The following is a 17,100-nucleotide window of genomic DNA, read 5'->3' as shown; positions in this document are numbered from 1 at the left end:
AAGAGCCCGAACGGAAAGTTCGGGCTTATCTTTCTATTTTTTATATCGCAAAGAAGTTTTGATCAGTTCCCCCGCAAGGTTTTGCGCGGCGGCGCTGTCCTTTTCGCCTCCGACCAGTCGGACAATCTCCGCAATCTTTTCACTTTCCCGTAAGCGGGAAACTCTCGTCACGGTTTTACCCTGTTCGGTTTCGGTCTTGGAAATGACGAAATTTTCGTCGGCCATCGCGGAGATCTGCGCCAGATGCGAAACCGCGATGATCTGCTTTTTCTTAGCGATATCTGCGAATTTTTCCGCGACCACGCGCGCCGTATTGCCGCTGATCCCGGCGTCGATCTCGTCGAAAATATATGTGTCGATCTCGTTGATATCGGACATTTTTGTCTTGATGGCGAGCATCAATCGGCTCATTTCGCCGCCGCTGATGACTTTGCTCAAAGGTTTTAAAGGTTCGCCCGCGTTTGCGGAAAAGAGAAAGCGCATCGAATCGAGTCCGTTCTGCGTCGCGCGCGGCGCATCTTCTTCGCCGTAGGAGTCAAATTCGGCACAGAAATTCGCGTTTTTAATGTTGAGCGTCTTTAATTCCTCGCTCACCCTGGCGCAAAAGTCTTTTGCCGCGGCTTTACGGAGAATTGTCAGTTCGTTACAAAGGGCATATAACTGTTTGCAAAGTTCTCGCGTCGATTTTTCCAGTTTTTCCGATTCTTCGTCGCAGTGCTGCAAAACATCCAATTCTTCGGCGATCTCCTCTTCGAATTTCATGACCTCCGCAAAGGAATTGCCGTATTTTTTCTGCACCGATCGGATTACGTCCAGGCGTTTTTCCACCCTGTCCGCTTCGTTTTCGTCGAAAGACAGATCTTCCGCCGCGGCGGCGACTGTTTCGGAAATATCCTCGGCTTCCAGGCATACGCTTTCCAAGCGCTCCGAAAGCGACGCGTACTCCTCGCCGAAACGGAAGACCTCCGCAAGACATCTTCCTGCCGCACGCAGACAGTCCATCACACCGTTTTCGCCGCCGAGCGCCTCGCGCGCCTCGCTCAACGCGCGGCCGATGCGCTCCATGTTATGGATCAAAAGCCGTTTTGCGAGGAGTTCTTCCTCCTCCCCCTCTTTCAGTTGTGCGTTTTCGATCTCGTCGATTTGAAATTTTAAAATATCGATGCGCCTGCCGCGTTCTTTCTCATCGCCGCCGAGCGCAAAAAGACGCTTTTTATTCTCGCGCAGGGAAGATAAAATTTCGGAAATTTTTCCTTTCAGCCCCTCGACCGCATCGCCTGCGAACTTATCCACGACTTTGAGTTGATTGAGTTCGTTTAAGAGATAAAAATGCTCGCTCTGCCCGTGTACGTCCACGAGATGCGAAGTGATCTTTTTGAGCATGGTGGCATTCACGGGTGAACCGTTGATTTTGATATCGCCCCTGCCGTCCGCGCGGAAACGGCGGGAAACGATCATTTCCTCCTCGCCCTCTATGCCCATTTCGGCGAGTTCCGAAAATACGGGGCTGTCCTCGGCAAGCAGAAAGCACGCCGAAACGAAACACTCGCTTTCGCCGTGCCGTATCATGCTTTTATCCGCTTTGGCGCCCAGCGCAAAATTGATGCTGTCCAGCAACACCGATTTGCCCGCGCCCGTTTCGCCCGAAAGGACGTTGAGTCCCTCGCCGAATTCTATTTCCGCGCTGTCGATCAGCGCGACGTTTTTTATCGTAAGTCTGTTCAGCATACGCTCACTTCAAAAACTCGTTCAGTTTCTCCACGACGACATTGGCGTGTTCGGGGCTCTCCGTTACGATCAAAAGAGTGTCGTCGCCCGCGATCGATCCCACGATCTCCTGAAAATTCAGTTTATCCACGATCATGCCCGCATTGCTGCCGTTGCCGCGCAGCGTCTTGATAACGACCTGATTCATTGCGGGGCGCATGGAAAGCACGCATTCGCGGAACAGGTTCTGCATTTTCGGAGAAATGCGGTTGAGCCCCTCGTCGATATAGGCGTACTTATATTTTTTCTCCACGCCCGCCACTTTAAACAGGCGCAGTTCTTTGATGTCGCGGGAAACCGTCGCCTGCGTCACTTTATAATTTTGTTTATTCAGCTCCGCGCAAAGTTCTTCCTGCGTTTCGATCTCCATCTTGGAAATGATATCCAGAATCGTGGTATGCCTTCCGCTTCTCATCATAGTAAATCAGTTGCTCCATTTATTGAGTTTAAATAATAATTTATCGAAAAAGTTGTTTTGACCTGCAACGAATTCCGCCTGAAAATCCGCTTTTTTGATAAAGACGGCATCTTTCTGCGAGATCACGCCGATGAATTTCCCGTCGCAAAACAGGGAGATCTTTCCTTCCTCGTCGGTCAGACGCACCTGCATGACGCTGTCGTCCGAATACACGATGGGACGGTTATGCAGCGAATGGGCGCAGACGGGCGTGAGGATAAAGGCGTGGATATCGGGCGTAAGTATGGGACCGCCCGCCGAAAGCGAGTATGCCGTGGAGCCCGTGGGCGTCGCGACGATGATCCCGTCCCCCACGAAATCGTCCACTTTTTTTCCGTCGATCAAAGCGGTCACGGATACGACGTTGTTATCCGCGTCCTCGTTGTAACGCCTCTGGAAAAATACTTCGTTGAGCGCGAAAAAGTTTTGGCCGTTGACACAGACTTGCAAAACGCCCCTCTTTTGCGAACGGTAATCGCCCTGCAAAAGTTCGACGGCGCTCTCGGTCTCATCTCCTTCGAACTCGGTCAAAAAACCGAGATTACCCGAATTGATCCCCAAAATCTTGATGCCCTTTTTTCCGACCGCCGTAGCGACTTTCAGCATCGTACCGTCGCCGCCGAGCACGATGAGGACGTCAATGCCTTCCGCGTCGTCCACGTTTTCGCAGACATCGTAGTGTATGCCGCGTTCCTTTAAAACCCGAAACAGTTCTTTTTGCACGGGTAAATATTTTTTCAGCGACTTATTACAAAAAATTCCGACTTTCATAGTTTCATTATACAATATTTTATACTTTTATGCAATCGAATGTATAAAACTTCATGCAAAATAAATGCGCGGGCAATTCGCAAGATTGCCCGCGCCGCGGTTTAACCGATATAATTTTTGAGAAGTTGCATGCTGTTGTCCGAAAAATCTTTCAGTTCTTCGGGATTGAGTTTTTTATAGGACAGCATGGCGATATAGTAGATCTGATTGGCGACAAACTTTTTCATCTCGTCGTTTAAGCCCGTAAAAGACGCTACGACGGGATTTTCGGTATTGAGAATAATAGTCATGTCGCGGTCCGCATCGCCGCCCGCAAGCCCGTAAAACGCGTTCATTTCGCTGAATCTGCGCGTAAATTCCGAAACGTTGATGATGGCGGGCACGTCCGCGCTCTTGAACTTTTCCGCCTTGACGGCAATAGAAGTATTTTTCAGCGAGTTTTTGAATGATTCCGTCAGGTCCTTAAAGTCGTCGGCGTTCACTTCGCCGTCTTTGAGCGCGGAATCGATATCCGCATCGATACGCATGAATTTCCACTTTTCGGGATTTTTGTATTCGAGAAAACTGATAAAATGAGGATCGACGAACGTATCGCATACGATGGCGTTCAGCCCCGCGTTTTTGAACATGTTCACATACTGGGACTGTCCTACTTCGTCGGAAACGTAGTAGACGGAAACGGGTTTTTTCTCCTCGTCCCTCTTTTCTTCCGCCGTTTCGCTCTCGGGCACAACGCCCAAAAACTCGTCGAGATTTTTATATTCGCCGTTTAGGTCTTTAAAGATGAGAATATCTTTGACCTTGGAATAGAAATCTTCGTCTTTCAGGCACCCGACTTTGATAAATACGGAAATATCGTTCCAGCACTGCACGAATTTTTCGCGGTCGTTTTTGAACAGTCCCGTCAGTTTGTCCGCCACTTTTTTGGTGATATGACGGGAAATTTTCTGTACTTCGCGGTCGTTTTGCAGAAAACTGCGCGAGACGTTGAGCGGAATATCGGGACAGTCGATGACGCCGTTCAAAAGCGTTAAAAATTCGGGAATGACTTCTTTGATGTTGTCCGCGATAAACACCTGATTGCAGAACAGTTTGACCTGTCCGCGTTCCAGTTCCGCCTTATTTTTGACTTTGGGAAAGTACAGGATCCCTTTCAGACGGAAAGGATAGTCCATATTCAAATGGATCCAGAAGAGCGGCTCCTGAAAATCGTGAAAAGTTTTGGTATAAAAACTCTTATATTCTTCGTCCGTGCAGTCTTTGGGATTTTTGATGTAGAGCGGCTGCGGATCGTTTAAAGGCTTGTCGTCCTTACCCTGAAAGTTCAGATAAATATTGTAAGGCATGAAACCGCAATATTTATGAATGAGCGTGGAGATCGTACCTTCGTCCAAGAACTCTTTTTCCGCGTCGGCAATATGCATGACGATCTTCGTACCGCGCGTTTCCTTGTCGCAGGGCTCGATGGTATAGGTGCTCTCGCCGTCCGATTCCCAGCGAACGGCGGGCTCGTCCCGATACGATTTCGTAAAGATCTCGATATTTTCCGAAACCATGTAGGCGGAATAGAATCCCAACCCGAAATGTCCGATGATCCCGTCTCCGTCCGCTTTCTCGTACTTATCGAGAAAATCGGCGGCGCCGGAAAAGGCGATCTGCGTGATATACTTTTCCACCTCGTCCTCGGTCATGCCGATGCCGTTGTCCTCTACGGAAAGAGTTTTTGCATCTTTGTCTATGGAAACTTTGATGCAATACTCTTCTTCCGAGGTCTGTGCCTCGCCCATGTCCGCAAGTTTACGGAATTTCGTAATCGCGTCTACGCCGTTTGCTACGATCTCGCGAAGAAAAATGTCTTTGTCAGAGTAAAGCCATTTTTTGATGATGGGCATCATGTTCTCGCTAGCAATCCGAATGTTACCTTGTTTAGACATCTTAATCACCTCACATAAAGCAAAACCCCGCCTTGCGAGCGGGGTTGCCTGATTTTTTCTTAGTTATCGTTTTTGTTTTGCAACATCTCCGCAATGGAAGCGCCGCCGACTCCGCCTTCGGTCCATTCACGGAAGTCGTCTTCTTCTCTGTCTCTGGATGCGGCACGGGGCTTTCTGTTTCTCGGTCTGTCACTTCTCTCTTCACGGCCGCCGTCCTCGCGTCTGGGGCGCACTTTCGTGACCTCGGGTTCGGGCAGCAGGGCTTTGATAGAGAGGGTCATTTTCTTGTTCGCGGGATCGAGCACCAAAATCTTGGCGTCGACCTCTTCGCCGATCGTGAGCACTGAGGTGGGATTTTCCAGCCATTCGTGAGAGATCTGCGAAACGTGGACCAGACCGTCTACGCCGTTTTCGATCTCCACAAACGCTCCGAAAGGAACGATGCGGACGACCTTGCCGTGCACGGTGTCGCCTGTCGCGTATTTTTCAGCCACAAGATCCCAAGGCTGGGGCTGCAACTGTTTATAGCCGATGGAAACTTTCTTGTTTTCTTCGTCGACTTTCAAAATGATGAAATCGTATTTTTTGCCGATCTCCAAAACGTCGGTCACATTCTTGACGCCCGACCAGGAGAGATCGGAGATGTGCGCGAGGCAGTCGAAACCGTTGACGGATACGAACGCGCCGAAATTGGTCACGCGCTCGACCTTGCCTTCCACAACGTCGTCCACGTGAATATTGGCAAAGAATTCAGCCTCTTTTTCCGCTTTGGCGGCGTCTCTCGCGTTCTTTTCCTCTTCGAGAATCACGCGCTGGGAAGCGATGATCTCCTTTTTGCGGTCGCTCTTTTTGATCTCGAGCGCTTTCAGACGCAGTTTTTTACCGACGTATTTGTCGAGTTCTTTGACATAGCCCATGCGGATCTCTTTCGCGGGAACGAAAACCGAATAGGTGCCCATAGAGGAAACCAGACCGCCCTTATTGAAACCTGTGCAGACAACGGAGAATTCCTCGCCGTCCGAAATCGCCTGCATCTTGCCCTCTTCTTCTTTGATCTGGGCAATGATCTTCTGGGAAAGTTTGACGGGATTGGTGGAAACGACCATCAGTTCGATCTCGTCGCCGACTTTCGCCGCGAAGTCTTCCTTTTTGTATTCTTCGCATTCGATTTCGGATTTTTCGAGGAGTATTTCTTTTTTGAAGAACGGTAACAACACAGCCACGCCTTCGTCCGAAGCCGAAGATATAATTGCAGTTACAAGCTGCCCCCTCTTTAATTTTGACTGTCCGTTGTCCATTTGTGCAACGACTTCATCCATTTCGTTCATGGTCGTTGCTTTCACTTCTGTGTCGATACTATCCATCTTAAAAAGAACCTCCTGAGTTTGCGTGTCCGGCGTGGATGCGCCGAGCACAAGACCTACATTTTTAAATTTTTTAATTTTTTCTGCTTCGAATTCGCCCGAGTCGGCGTACCGGAAAACATGCCCGCAGTTGCGCTTGCAGATGTCGTATAATTTGTTGGTATTGCTGCTGTTCAAACCGCCTATTACGAGCATCGCATCGCATACAGACGAGAGTCTTTCCGCCTCCCTCTGACGCTCTTTAGTAGTATAACAAATTGTTTTAAAAACTTCAACTGTTTTTTTGCAAACTTTTGCAATATTTTTAATAATTTTATTAAATTTTTCTTCCGAGAAGGTCGTTTGGCTCACGATCGCCAAATTTTTTTCTGAAAGCGCGGAAATTCGTTGATCGTCGGGATCGTTTATCACGACGGTTTCCCCCTCGAACCAGCCCAAAAGCCCGACGACTTCGGGGTGCGGACTCTCGCCCGCGACGACAAGCGTTTTTCCCGTGCCGTTTAATCCGTCGATGATGTCCTGCGTCCTCTTGACAAAGGGACAGGTGCAGTCGACGACGCGGATATTCCGCCTTTCGCATTCCCCGAAAACCTTTCTTCCCGCGCCGTGAGATCGGATGATCAGCGTCGCGCCGTCGGGAACGTCGGACACGCTTTCAACGGTGACGATGCCGCGCGCACGCACGGCGTCGTTGATAAGTTCGTTATGGATGAGTTCGCCCAATAAAAAGGTATTGACGGGGTCGATATTCATGGCGGTTTCCACGGCGCTTTTCACGCCCTTGCAGAAACCGCTGTTTTTTGCTACAAACAGTTTCATTTTTTCTTCTTATTCTTTTCCGATTTCGCCGCGCGTTCCGCCTGAAATCCGTGAATGATCTCCAGCATCTTGTCGCGTATGATCTCTTCCGCCTTCGCGTAGTCCTCCGCCGTCATTTTACGGTCGTAAAATTCCGTCAGATCGATGGGATCCCCCACGACGATGCGCGTGCGGCGGAACAGCCTCGTTTTACCGTCCATCATGACGGGATAAATGGGCGCTTTGGCGCGGATGGCGAACAGCGCCGCGCCCCCTTTGAGGGGCAAAAGGTCGGCGTCTGTACGGTTGCGGGTCCCTTCGGGGAAAATAGATATCTTTTCGCCGTTTTTCAGATATTTGAGCGCCGTCATGACCGCCTTGATGTCGTTGCCTTCCCTTGTGACGGGGATCGCGTCGATTTTGCGGGCGAGATAACCGATCAACTTTTTGTCGAACAGTTCCTGTTTGGCGATAAAGTGCACCTGGTCTTTGGTCGTGCAGGCCATATGAATGATATCCCACAGCCGATAATGATTCCCGACCAGAACGCACGCCTGCCCCTTTACGATTTTTTCTTTTCCGTACAGTTTATAGGGATAGATGATCTGCACGATGAAGTTTAAAAAGCCTTTCAAAAATTTATACATAATGTCCTCTTATACTTTTTCCTGGATCTTGCGCACGATGAAATCGAGCACTTCCTGTGCGTTCATTTCGTCCGTATTCACGACGACGGCGTCCTCCGCCTGTCGGAGCGGAGAAAACGCACGGTGCGAATCGTTGTAGTCCCGTTCTTCGATCTCTTGCAACACATTGTCGTATTCGACGTCGTATCCCTTTTGTCTGAGTTCGTCGTAGCGGCGTTTCGCGCGGACGCGGCTCGACGCCGTCACGAAAAATTTGAAGGGAGCGTCGGGAAGAACGTGCGTTCCGATATCCCGTCCGTCGAGAACGCAGGACATTTTCCGCGCGATCTCTCTCTGCATCTCCACCATTTTTTTTCGCACGCAAGGCAGCGCCGAAATGGCGGACGCCGCCATGGAAACTTCCGGACGGCGTATCTTTTCCGATACGTCTTCCCCGTCCAAGATCGTCCGCTGCGCGCCGTCCGTATATTGTATGTTGAGCGATATGTTTTCTATGAGTGGCGCCACCGCGTCCTCGGTGAAGCGTTCTACTTTTTCGCCGATCGCTTTCAGCGCGCATGCTCGATACATGGCGCCCGTGTCGAGATATAAAATATTCAGTTTTCGGGCGAGCATTTTCGCCACGGTGCTCTTGCCGCTGCCTGACGGGCCGTCGAGCGCCACCGCAAATTTTTTGAGATCTTTGCGAAGGTTGGCGGCTCCCCGAAGATATACTGGCACCGGATTTTCGATCTCCGCCAAGATCATCACGCGTATGCACAGCGGAAGCGCCCCTTCGATTTCGGGTTCCAAAGAAGAAAAAAGCGCGCAGGAATAAAAGCCGGCTTCCCTTGCCGCCTTGGCGGGATAAGCGCTCTTGATGTCAGACGTGTTGGAAAACAGAATGCAGATCATATTTTCGTCCGTCAGACCGTTCTGTTCACGCATTTGTATCAACAACTCGCCGACGGCGTCCTTGATCTCTGCGGGCGTATCGGCCGATATCGTCGTTGCTCCCCGGATTGCTTTCATGAAAACCTCTTCTTATATATTATAGTTATACGTTATTTCCCGCGGCATATCCCGTGGAAAACGCGATCTGCAGATTGTAACCGCCCGTAAAGGCGTCTACGTCAAGTACCTCTCCGCAGAAATACAGTCCTTTGACCAATCTGCTTTCCATCGTTTTGGGGTGTATCTCCCTTACGTCCACGCCGCCCGCCGTCACGATCGATTCCCGTATTCCGCGCAGCGACGAAGGGCGCAATGTAAAGCGCTTGATCGTTTCCAGCAAATGCCCCCTCTGCGCTTTCGTAACCGTATTGACGGGTGTCGAAGGTAAAATCCCGCTTCTCGCGACGACGACCGGCACCAATGATTTCGGCAAAAGTTCGTCTAGCGCGTGAATCAGCATTTTATTCTTATATTTTTCGAAATCGCGCAAGATCCTCTTATCGAGCGTCTGCGCATCAAGCGCGGGTTTCAGGTCGATGAAAATTTCGATTTCCGACATCGGGAAACGGTTGATCAGACTGGATAAGGACAATACGCACGGTCCCGAGATCCCGAAATGCGTAAACAGCATCTCCCCGAAAAACGAGCCGACCTCCTTTCCGCCCCTTTTGGCTGAAACAGAAACGTTTTTAAGCGACAGTCCCTGTAACGGCGCCGTATCCGTATCTTTTAAATTTATCCCGCATAGCGCGGCCGTAACGGGAACGACGGTATGTCCCAGTTGTTTGGCAAAAGCGTACCCGTCTCCCGTGCTGCCCGTTCCCGGATAGGACAATCCGCCCGTACAAACGATGCACGCGTCGCAGGCATAGCGAGCCTTATCTGTAATTACGTCTGACATAGTACTCTGCAAAACGCAAATTTCCTGCACTTGCTCGTTAAAATGAAAACAAACACCCGCATTTTTGCAATAGTTCTCCAAACATTTCGTAACGTCGCTCGCCTTATCGGACAACGGAAACACGCGGCCTCCCCGTTCCGTTTTCAGTCGCAGTCCCCCGTCTTCTAAAAACCGCATCAACTTTTGCGGAGGAAAAGAATACACTGCGCCCGTTAAAAATTTTGGATTTGTAACGACGTTCGAGAGGAAATCTTCGGGGAGAATATCGTTCGTGATATTGCAGCGCCCTTTACCCGTAATATAAATTTTTTTACCGCATTTCTCGTTTTTTTCGATCACGATCACTTCGTTGCCCCGCTTTGCGGCGAAATACGCCGCGACAAGACCCGATGCTCCCGCGCCGATAACGATGACTCTTTTCATATTAAATCCTTGATAGAATATCGGCGAAGGCAATGACTGCCTTCGCCGATAAGGCGCCTATGGTAATTATACGGGATAGACTTTGTCCGTATTCGCGGCGAGGTTTTTGTCTACGCCCTGCTTTTGCGCTTTTCTCCATTTGAAGAAATTGATCGCGACCTGACCAAACACGGCATAGGAAAGGATATCCTCTTCCTGCTCGATATATTCGGAAATTTCCGCTTTGAACTGGTCGTATTCGGGTTTGAGATCGTCCGCGGGACGATACGTAATGCGCTTTTCGTCACCCACGATCTTTTTGACGATCGCAGGATCGGGTTCGGCGGGCAGTTTGCCGTATTCGCCTTTCAAGATCCCCTTGAATTCTTTGGTGACCATTTTATAGCGTTCGCCGCACACGACATTCAAGACCGCCTGCGTACCCACGATCTGCGAACTGGGCGTGACCAGCGGAGGATAGCCGCAGTCTTTCCGTACGTTGGGTACTTCGGCCAATACTTCGGGAAGTTTATCCGACTTATTCTGCTGCGCGAGTTGGGAGATCAGGTTCGACAGCATACCGCCCGGCACCTGATAAATCAGCGCGTTGATATCGATCTGCAAAACTTTCGGCGAAAGGAATTTATCTTTTTTCAGACGTTCCGCAACGCCCTTGAAATGATTGACGATAGGAACGAGTTTTTCGATCTCGATGCCCGTATCGTACGGCGTGCCTTTCAGCGTCGCCACGAAAGGTTCCGTCGCGGGCTGGGAGGTTCCGTTCCCCAAAGGAGAGAGCGCGGTGTCCACGATGTCGCAGCCCGCCTCTACGGCTTTCAAGTTGATCATATCGCCCGTACCCGCCGTATTATGCGTATGCAGGTGAATCTTGGTTTCGGGTTTCAGTTCCTTTTTAAGTTTGGTAACGAGATCAAACGCCGTATAAGGAAGCAAAAGGTTCGCCATATCCTTGATACAGATATTGTCCGCGCCCATGTCTTCCAATTGTTTGGCGAGTTTTACAAAGTAAGCGGTGGTATGCACGGGGCTGGTCGTATAGCAAATCGCCGCCTCGCAGATGCCGCCGTATTTTTTGATCGCCTTCATGGAAGTTTCCAGATTTCGAGGATCGTTCAGCGCGTCGAACACGCGGACGACGCTGACGCCGTTTTCGATGGATTTAGCGACGAATTTTTCAACGACGTCGTCAGAATAATGACGGTAGCCCAAAAGGTTCTGACCTCTCAGAAGCATTTGAATGGGCGTTTTTTTGAGATACTTTTTCAGCGTTCTCAATCTTTCCCACGGATCCTCGTTCAAAAAGCGGAGGCAACTGTCGAAGGTGGCGCCGCCCCACGCCTCCAAAGAATAATATCCGATATCGTCCAGTTGCGACAGCACGGGGATCATTTCGTCGATCCTCATACGGGTCGCCGCCTGCGATTGATGCGCGTCGCGCAAGATGGTATCGGTGATCAATACCTTTTTCGTTTTATTTTCAGCCATGATATTTCTCCTGATTCAAACTGAATACTTCTGCCGCAATATCTGCGGCAATGACTGTTTAGCCGCCGAAACATGCGAGCAGGAAACCAGCCGCGACCGCGGACCCTATCACGCCCGCCACATTCGGCCCCATCGCATGCATCAGCAAGTGATTGTTCGGATCGGCTTCCCTGCCTACGTTTTCGGATATACGCGCCGCCATCGGCACCGCCGAAACGCCCGCAGAACCTATCAAAGGATTGATCTTTCCGCCCGAAAGTTTGTTCATGAGTTTTGCCATCAACAGACCGCCGACAGTTCCCATGCAGAACGCAAACAGTCCCAGCAAAATGATTTTCAAAGTACTGAACGCGAGGAATACTTCTCCGTACGCTTTACATCCAACGCATATCCCGAGGAAGATCGTGATCGTATTCATCAGACCGTTCTGCGCCTGCGAAGACAGGCGATCCACGACGCCGCTCTCTTTCATAAGGTTTCCGAGCATGAGCATGCCGAGCAAAGGGATCGCATCGGGGAGCAACAGCCCTACGACCAGCGTCACCAATAACGGGAATATGATCTTCTCCAGTTTGGTGACCGTACGAAGTTGTTTCATCTTGATGGCGCGTTCCTTTTTGGTGGTCAGCGCTTTCATGATCGGCCGTTGGATGATCGGGATCAGAGCCATATACGAATAGGCCGCTATGGCGATGGTCGCAAGCAGGTCTTCGTTCGTAAACTTAGACAGCGCCTGCGTCAGATAAATCGCCGTAGGCCCGTCCGCGCCGCCGATAATGGCGATGGAAGCCGCGGCAGCGGCATCGAATCCTAAAACGACCGCTCCGAACAATGTAAAGAATACGCCGAACTGCGCCGCCGCTCCGATCAGCATGCTTTTCGGATTGGCGATCAACGGACCGAAGTCAGTCATCGCGCCGATGCCCAAAAAGATCAGCGGCGGATAAATGACTTTTTCGACGCCGAAATAAAGGTAGCCTAAAAGCCCCCTGTCCTCGCCTTCGACGAAATGCCCCGCATCATCGGTCACGCCCCACACGACTTCTCTCGCACCCGGGATGTTGATGATAAACATACCGAAAGCAATGGGCAGCAGGAGCAACGGCTCGAATTTCCGCACGATCGCGAGATACATTAAAACGAACGAGATCAATATCATCACGTAGTTTTGCCAGTTTCCCTGCGACAAACCTGATGCTTCCCATAAGTTATTAAACATCTCGCCGATATTTAAAAGTAAACCCGACTGCATATACGCCACCTATTAACCGATGATGGCCAGAACTGCATTCGTTTCGACATTGTTGCCGACAGCCGTTTTAAAGGAAACTTTGCCGTCGCAGGGAGCGGTGATATCGTTGTCCATTTTCATCGCTTCGAGGACGAGGATGGGCTGATCCTTTTTCACTGCTGAACCTTCCGCGACCAGAAGTTTTTTGATGAGTCCGGGAAAGGGCGAAAGAATTTTTTCACCGTTTACCGCCGCAGCGGGCGCCGCCTGCTGCGCGGGGGCAGCCGCTACGGGTGCGGCTGCAATCGTGTTTACGACGCGTTCTTCGGCGCCGATTTCTTCTACTCCGACTTCATAATCGTTTCCGTTGATGGTTACTATAAATTTACGCATGATTTTATCTCCTTATAAACGTCTGATTCTCTTGACTTTGAATTCGCAGGAAGTATTTTCCCCGTCGTAATAGGCGGCGATGGCCGCGATGATGGCAACTTTTATTTCTTCACTGATCCCGTCCTCCGCAGTCGTCTCAACGGCGGGCTCCGGGGATGTCTCTTTGCTCTTTTCGGATTTACGGGAATTTACGACTCCCATGACCTTTCCCATCGCCCAAACGAAAAATATCAGTATTGCGATACCCAGGAACGTGACAACGAAACCTATAAGCGCATAGAGAAGGCTTTCGGGAATGGAAATTCTTTGAACGACCTTATCGGCGCTCTCTGCGAGTAATAAAAAATTCATACCCGACACCTCATTTGAGCAGCATTTGCAGCGCTGCTATCAGATACTGTTTTACGAACTGCGGTTCGATGATATCGTCGATATATCCGTCTTTCGCCGCGTTCACGGGGTCGGAATTTTCATCCGCGTATTTTTCCGCCAATTTTTCGCGCGTTCTCCCGTCGGCGGCAAGTTCAATCTCCGCACCCGCCACGCTGTCAAACAGCGCTATCTTCGCATTCGCAAACGCCAACGTATAATCATACCCCATGGATTTCGCCGCAAAAAGCGTGTACCCCATGCCGACGGCCTTTTTATAGACGACGGAAATTTTGGCGTTTTCAAGCAGTTCAAAATTCTCCATAAATTTGGATATCTGTTTTAAAACGAGCGAATTGTTCACGCAGGTATTCGCCGCAACCGAAAGCGTGTCGGCAAAACTTATGAAAGGCAGGCTGTAATAGGCTGCAAATTCCAGGAACCAATTGATCTTCGCCATGTTATACTGGTCGAGTTCCGTTCCCTCTTCACCGTCAAATACGACAGCCGCAACGGATACGCCGCCCACGCGGCCCAGAATACATTTTACTTCGGGCGAATATGCGTTGCCGACCTCGACAAAACTTTCGGCGTCGAAGACAGCCTTTACAAGTTCGTCGGAAGAACATTGCTGGTTGAGTTTCGCGTTCGCCCGATTGAGGTCAGCACCGTTTTCCACGACTACCGAATTGTAATCGGGTAAAAGGTCTATGATCTTAAAGATCTTCGAGCGGATCTCCGCCATGTTTTCCGCGGTAAAGGAAACGAGGTTGGTTTTATCGAGCGCCTTTGCGCCGCCAACTTCCTCTTTGGGAAGATTTTTGCCGCTCTTTGCGGAAATGACGAGCGGGCTGTTGGCAGCCAGAACGCCTTCCTTTAAAAAGAAATTGAAATCCGCGTTCGCCGTAAACAGCGCGGCCTGTCCGTACACTTCGCCTTTCACGATCGTAAATTGCGGCACGACGCCGTGCAAACGCGCGGATTTAGCCAAAACGGAGGCAAGCCCCTCCAGAACGGTGACGCCTTCGCCGACTTGAACGCCGAGGCTGTTGAGAATATAGACGACGGGCGTCGAATTTTTTTCCGCCAAGGTAAGGCATTTCAAGATTTTTTCGCAGTTCGCCTTGCTGACGCCGCCGCTCATCACTTTAATATTCTGCGCCGCGACGTAAACGGGATACCCTTCTACGGTCGCAAATCCCGTGACCACGCCTTCGCCTTCGGCATCCTCTCCGTAAAACTCGTTTTTGGAAAAACTGTACCCGGAAAGTTCCACAAAACTGTCGGCATCTACGAGTTCGGAAATCGTTTTACGTATCTCGCTTCCCGCCTCCAATACTTTGGAGCGCCTCGTTTGCAGCAACTTGATTTTATCCATAATACCTCCATTAGCTTATTGACCAATTTCTACCGAATACTATTATAAAACATTTTTGTCAAAAAATCAAATTTATAACTCATGATTTTCACAAGTTACACAATAAAAAAGGAGCGGTTTATTCCGCCCCTTTCAAATCGTCTTGTATATCTCTCTTTTTCTTGCTTTTCCGCACGATCGCAATGATGAACCATGTAATTAAAACCGCTCCGTAGATCGCGAGGACCGCGGGCATATACCCGCTGCAATCGATGACCACGTCGTCGAAAGACGCGTGCCTCCCGCTCGTAAATATATCCATCTGGAATAATTCCGTTACGCAGGCAAAGGTAAAGCCGAAAACGATCGCAAAGAAAAAACCGATGAGCAGTGATTTCCAATTTTTTTTGGAAAACAAAATAAACGTGCCCGCCGCAAAAATGCCTAATACCAAAAACGCGCCGAAGTGCCCGAACAGTTTTCGGATAAACAGCGCCCAGCCGCTCACGTTTTCGCTGAACGTCTGCTTGGAGACGGTGAGTCTGACTTCATACGTTTCGCACAGTCCCCCTCCGTCCGAAGAAAACGAATCATTGTCGGAAACGATTATCTTCAACGTGACATAACCTTCCTCTGTGCCCGCAGAAGATTTGTAGGTAGACAAAGTACCGTCCTCGTAGATCTCTGCGATTTCACGTTCGTCGGTGTCATACTTTATGTAAAATTCTTCCGTCGCGGCGGAAACCGCGAAGAGAATACCGCGCGCGCCCGCCGAAATATTCAAAGTAAATACGTTCGGCCGATCGGTCGGTTTCAATTCCGATTTGCCGCCCTGCACGCCGATCACGGCGCCGAGCGTCCTGTTACGGACTTCAAGCGTGAATTCCGTCGAAACATTCGAGTTTGCAGCCGCGCTGACGCGGATCGTTGCCGAGCCCTTTTTCAAAGGCGTAAGAGTACACGTTCCGTCCTCGCCGCCCGCCTGTAAAACGGAAGCGTCCGAACTCGACCATACGAGCAGACGGTCGGTCGCGTCTGCGGGAGCCAAGGTCACGGATTGCGAAATACTTTCGCCCGCAAATACATAGTATTGATCTTTTCCCTCATCGTAAAATATCGAGCCGTTGTCTTCCAGAAACAATTCAATTTTTTCCAAAGGAATATTCGGTTCGGTATTGGGCACGACCGTCAAGGTCACTTCCCTGGTAATTGCAAACTTTTCTCCGTTTTTATCTGTCAGCGACAGATAGGAAACCGAGATGGTTACTTTACCCTCTTTTTTCGCACGCACGATCCCTGCGGACGATACTTCGGCGACCTCCTTGTCGGAACTTTTATATGTAAGACCGCGGGAAGTCGCGTTTGCAGGCGATAAAGCCGCTTTCAGTGCCGTGGTCTTTCCTACGGGTAATTCGCTTGTCGTAAGATGCAATTGTAAATCATTCGCGAAAACTTCCACTACCTGTATTTCGATGCTGTCATTGACAGATTCATACCCCTCCAACGAAATCGTGACCGTCGCAGTACCGATCGCTTTCGCGTTCAGTTGACCGTTTGCGTCTACCGAAACGATATTTTCCGCGCTCGACGTCCAGACCGTTTTGCGATAATTGACAGAGGTATTCGTAGGTAAGATCTGTATTTCCGGCGTGAACGTCGAATTACAGTTCAGGATAAGAACTTCCGCGGACTCGTCGCCCGTCAATATACGGACGGATTGCGGCGGGATTTTTTTGATTGCGTCCGCAGTCATATCGGTTATGACCTCGTCGACCTTATCGCTCACACCGTTGCTGCTTTCCGCCGATTTTTCCCCGGGCATCAACGATTCGACGCTGAGTATCAGCATCAGCGCAATCAGTCCTGCCAAAAAGAAATTTTTGAAAAATATTTTCGTTTTCGAGCGCCTTTTTTCCAAAACCAATTCCCGCCTTTTTATTTCTATGTTACCATTATATAGTTTCACGCGTATTTTATCAACGTTTTTATACATTTATTTTATGAATCATATAAAACTATTTGATTTTTTGCGCGAATTATAGTAATATATATTGAGTAAACAGAATACATGCTTCCGTAGTTAAATGGATATAACAGCCCCCTCCTAAGGGGTTGCTATATCCGAGAGATTATGGGCAAAATGGTGCAAAAAGGTGTGTTTTCGGCGGTTTTTAACCGACAAAACGGCTTGCCGCAAACGTATTTACATCTTTTTTACACCCGAACGGATATTTCTTAATTTTTCGAGATTGAGAATTATCTTCCAAACT

At 49.7% G+C, this 17,100-nt stretch carries 14 protein-coding genes; all 14 read right to left on the bottom strand.

Annotated features, from left to right (window positions below):
- Window positions 1-33: 33 nt before the first annotated feature.
- The 14 genes from recN to ESZ91_RS11095 all read right to left on the bottom strand — a co-directional run bounded on the left by recN (window position 34) and on the right by ESZ91_RS11095 (window position 16,679).
- The gene (gene recN / locus ESZ91_RS11160; protein WP_129227303.1) at window positions 34-1,728 is read right to left on the bottom strand and encodes a DNA repair protein RecN; all 1,695 of its coding nucleotides are present in this window, start codon (window positions 1,726-1,728) and stop codon (window positions 34-36) included.
- A 4-nt stretch (window positions 1,729-1,732) separates the two neighbouring features.
- The gene (gene argR / locus ESZ91_RS11155; protein WP_129227301.1) at window positions 1,733-2,185 is read right to left on the bottom strand and encodes an arginine repressor; all 453 of its coding nucleotides are present in this window, start codon (window positions 2,183-2,185) and stop codon (window positions 1,733-1,735) included.
- A 6-nt stretch (window positions 2,186-2,191) separates the two neighbouring features.
- Entirely contained in the window at window positions 2,192-2,995 is an 804-nt protein-coding gene (locus ESZ91_RS11150; protein ID WP_129227299.1) for an NAD(+)/NADH kinase, read from the bottom strand.
- Window positions 2,996-3,096: 101 nt separating this feature from the next.
- Window positions 3,097-4,929, bottom strand: coding sequence for a molecular chaperone HtpG (gene htpG / locus ESZ91_RS11145; RefSeq protein ID WP_129227297.1), 1,833 nt, complete (start codon window positions 4,927-4,929; stop codon window positions 3,097-3,099).
- Window positions 4,930-4,988: 59 nt separating this feature from the next.
- Window positions 4,989-7,112, bottom strand: coding sequence for a 4-hydroxy-3-methylbut-2-enyl diphosphate reductase (gene ispH / locus ESZ91_RS11140; protein WP_129227295.1), 2,124 nt, complete (start codon window positions 7,110-7,112; stop codon window positions 4,989-4,991).
- Complete coding sequence (locus ESZ91_RS11135; RefSeq protein WP_129227293.1) at window positions 7,109-7,738, bottom strand: lysophospholipid acyltransferase family protein; 630 nt, start codon at window positions 7,736-7,738, stop codon at window positions 7,109-7,111. Before ESZ91_RS11135 ends, ispH begins: the two co-directional genes overlap by 4 nt.
- 9 nt (window positions 7,739-7,747) lie before the next feature.
- Window positions 7,748-8,749, bottom strand: coding sequence for a (d)CMP kinase (cmk, locus tag ESZ91_RS11130; RefSeq protein WP_129227291.1), 1,002 nt, complete (start codon window positions 8,747-8,749; stop codon window positions 7,748-7,750).
- A gap of 25 nt (window positions 8,750-8,774) precedes the next feature.
- On the bottom strand, window positions 8,775-9,995 hold the full coding sequence (locus tag ESZ91_RS11125) for a BaiN/RdsA family NAD(P)/FAD-dependent oxidoreductase (RefSeq protein WP_129227289.1): 1,221 nt from the start codon (window positions 9,993-9,995) through the stop codon (window positions 8,775-8,777).
- A 66-nt stretch (window positions 9,996-10,061) separates the two neighbouring features.
- Complete coding sequence (locus tag ESZ91_RS11120; RefSeq protein ID WP_129227287.1) at window positions 10,062-11,480, bottom strand: pyruvate carboxylase subunit B; 1,419 nt, start codon at window positions 11,478-11,480, stop codon at window positions 10,062-10,064.
- Between the two features lie 58 nt (window positions 11,481-11,538).
- Entirely contained in the window at window positions 11,539-12,732 is a 1,194-nt protein-coding gene (locus ESZ91_RS11115) for a sodium ion-translocating decarboxylase subunit beta (protein ID WP_201270910.1), read from the bottom strand.
- Between the two features lie 12 nt (window positions 12,733-12,744).
- Window positions 12,745-13,104: a biotin/lipoyl-containing protein gene (locus ESZ91_RS11110; RefSeq protein WP_129227285.1), complete on the bottom strand. Its 360-nt coding sequence runs from the start codon at window positions 13,102-13,104 to the stop codon at window positions 12,745-12,747.
- A gap of 12 nt (window positions 13,105-13,116) precedes the next feature.
- Window positions 13,117-13,455, bottom strand: a complete 339-nt coding sequence (locus tag ESZ91_RS11105) for an OadG family protein (RefSeq protein WP_129227283.1) — start codon at window positions 13,453-13,455, stop codon at window positions 13,117-13,119.
- 10 nt (window positions 13,456-13,465) lie between these two features.
- Complete coding sequence (locus ESZ91_RS11100; RefSeq protein ID WP_129227281.1) at window positions 13,466-14,851, bottom strand: carboxyl transferase domain-containing protein; 1,386 nt, start codon at window positions 14,849-14,851, stop codon at window positions 13,466-13,468.
- Window positions 14,852-14,969: 118 nt separating this feature from the next.
- Complete coding sequence (locus ESZ91_RS11095) at window positions 14,970-16,679, bottom strand: VanZ family protein (RefSeq protein ID WP_161971154.1); 1,710 nt, start codon at window positions 16,677-16,679, stop codon at window positions 14,970-14,972.
- Between the last annotated feature and the right edge of the window lie 421 nt (window positions 16,680-17,100).

Source organism: Candidatus Borkfalkia ceftriaxoniphila (assembly GCF_004134775.1).
Lineage (GTDB): Bacteria > Bacillota > Clostridia > Christensenellales > Borkfalkiaceae > Borkfalkia > Borkfalkia ceftriaxoniphila.
The sequence above is the reverse complement of the archived record's forward strand: the minus strand, read 5'-3'. Positions and strand labels throughout refer to the sequence as shown.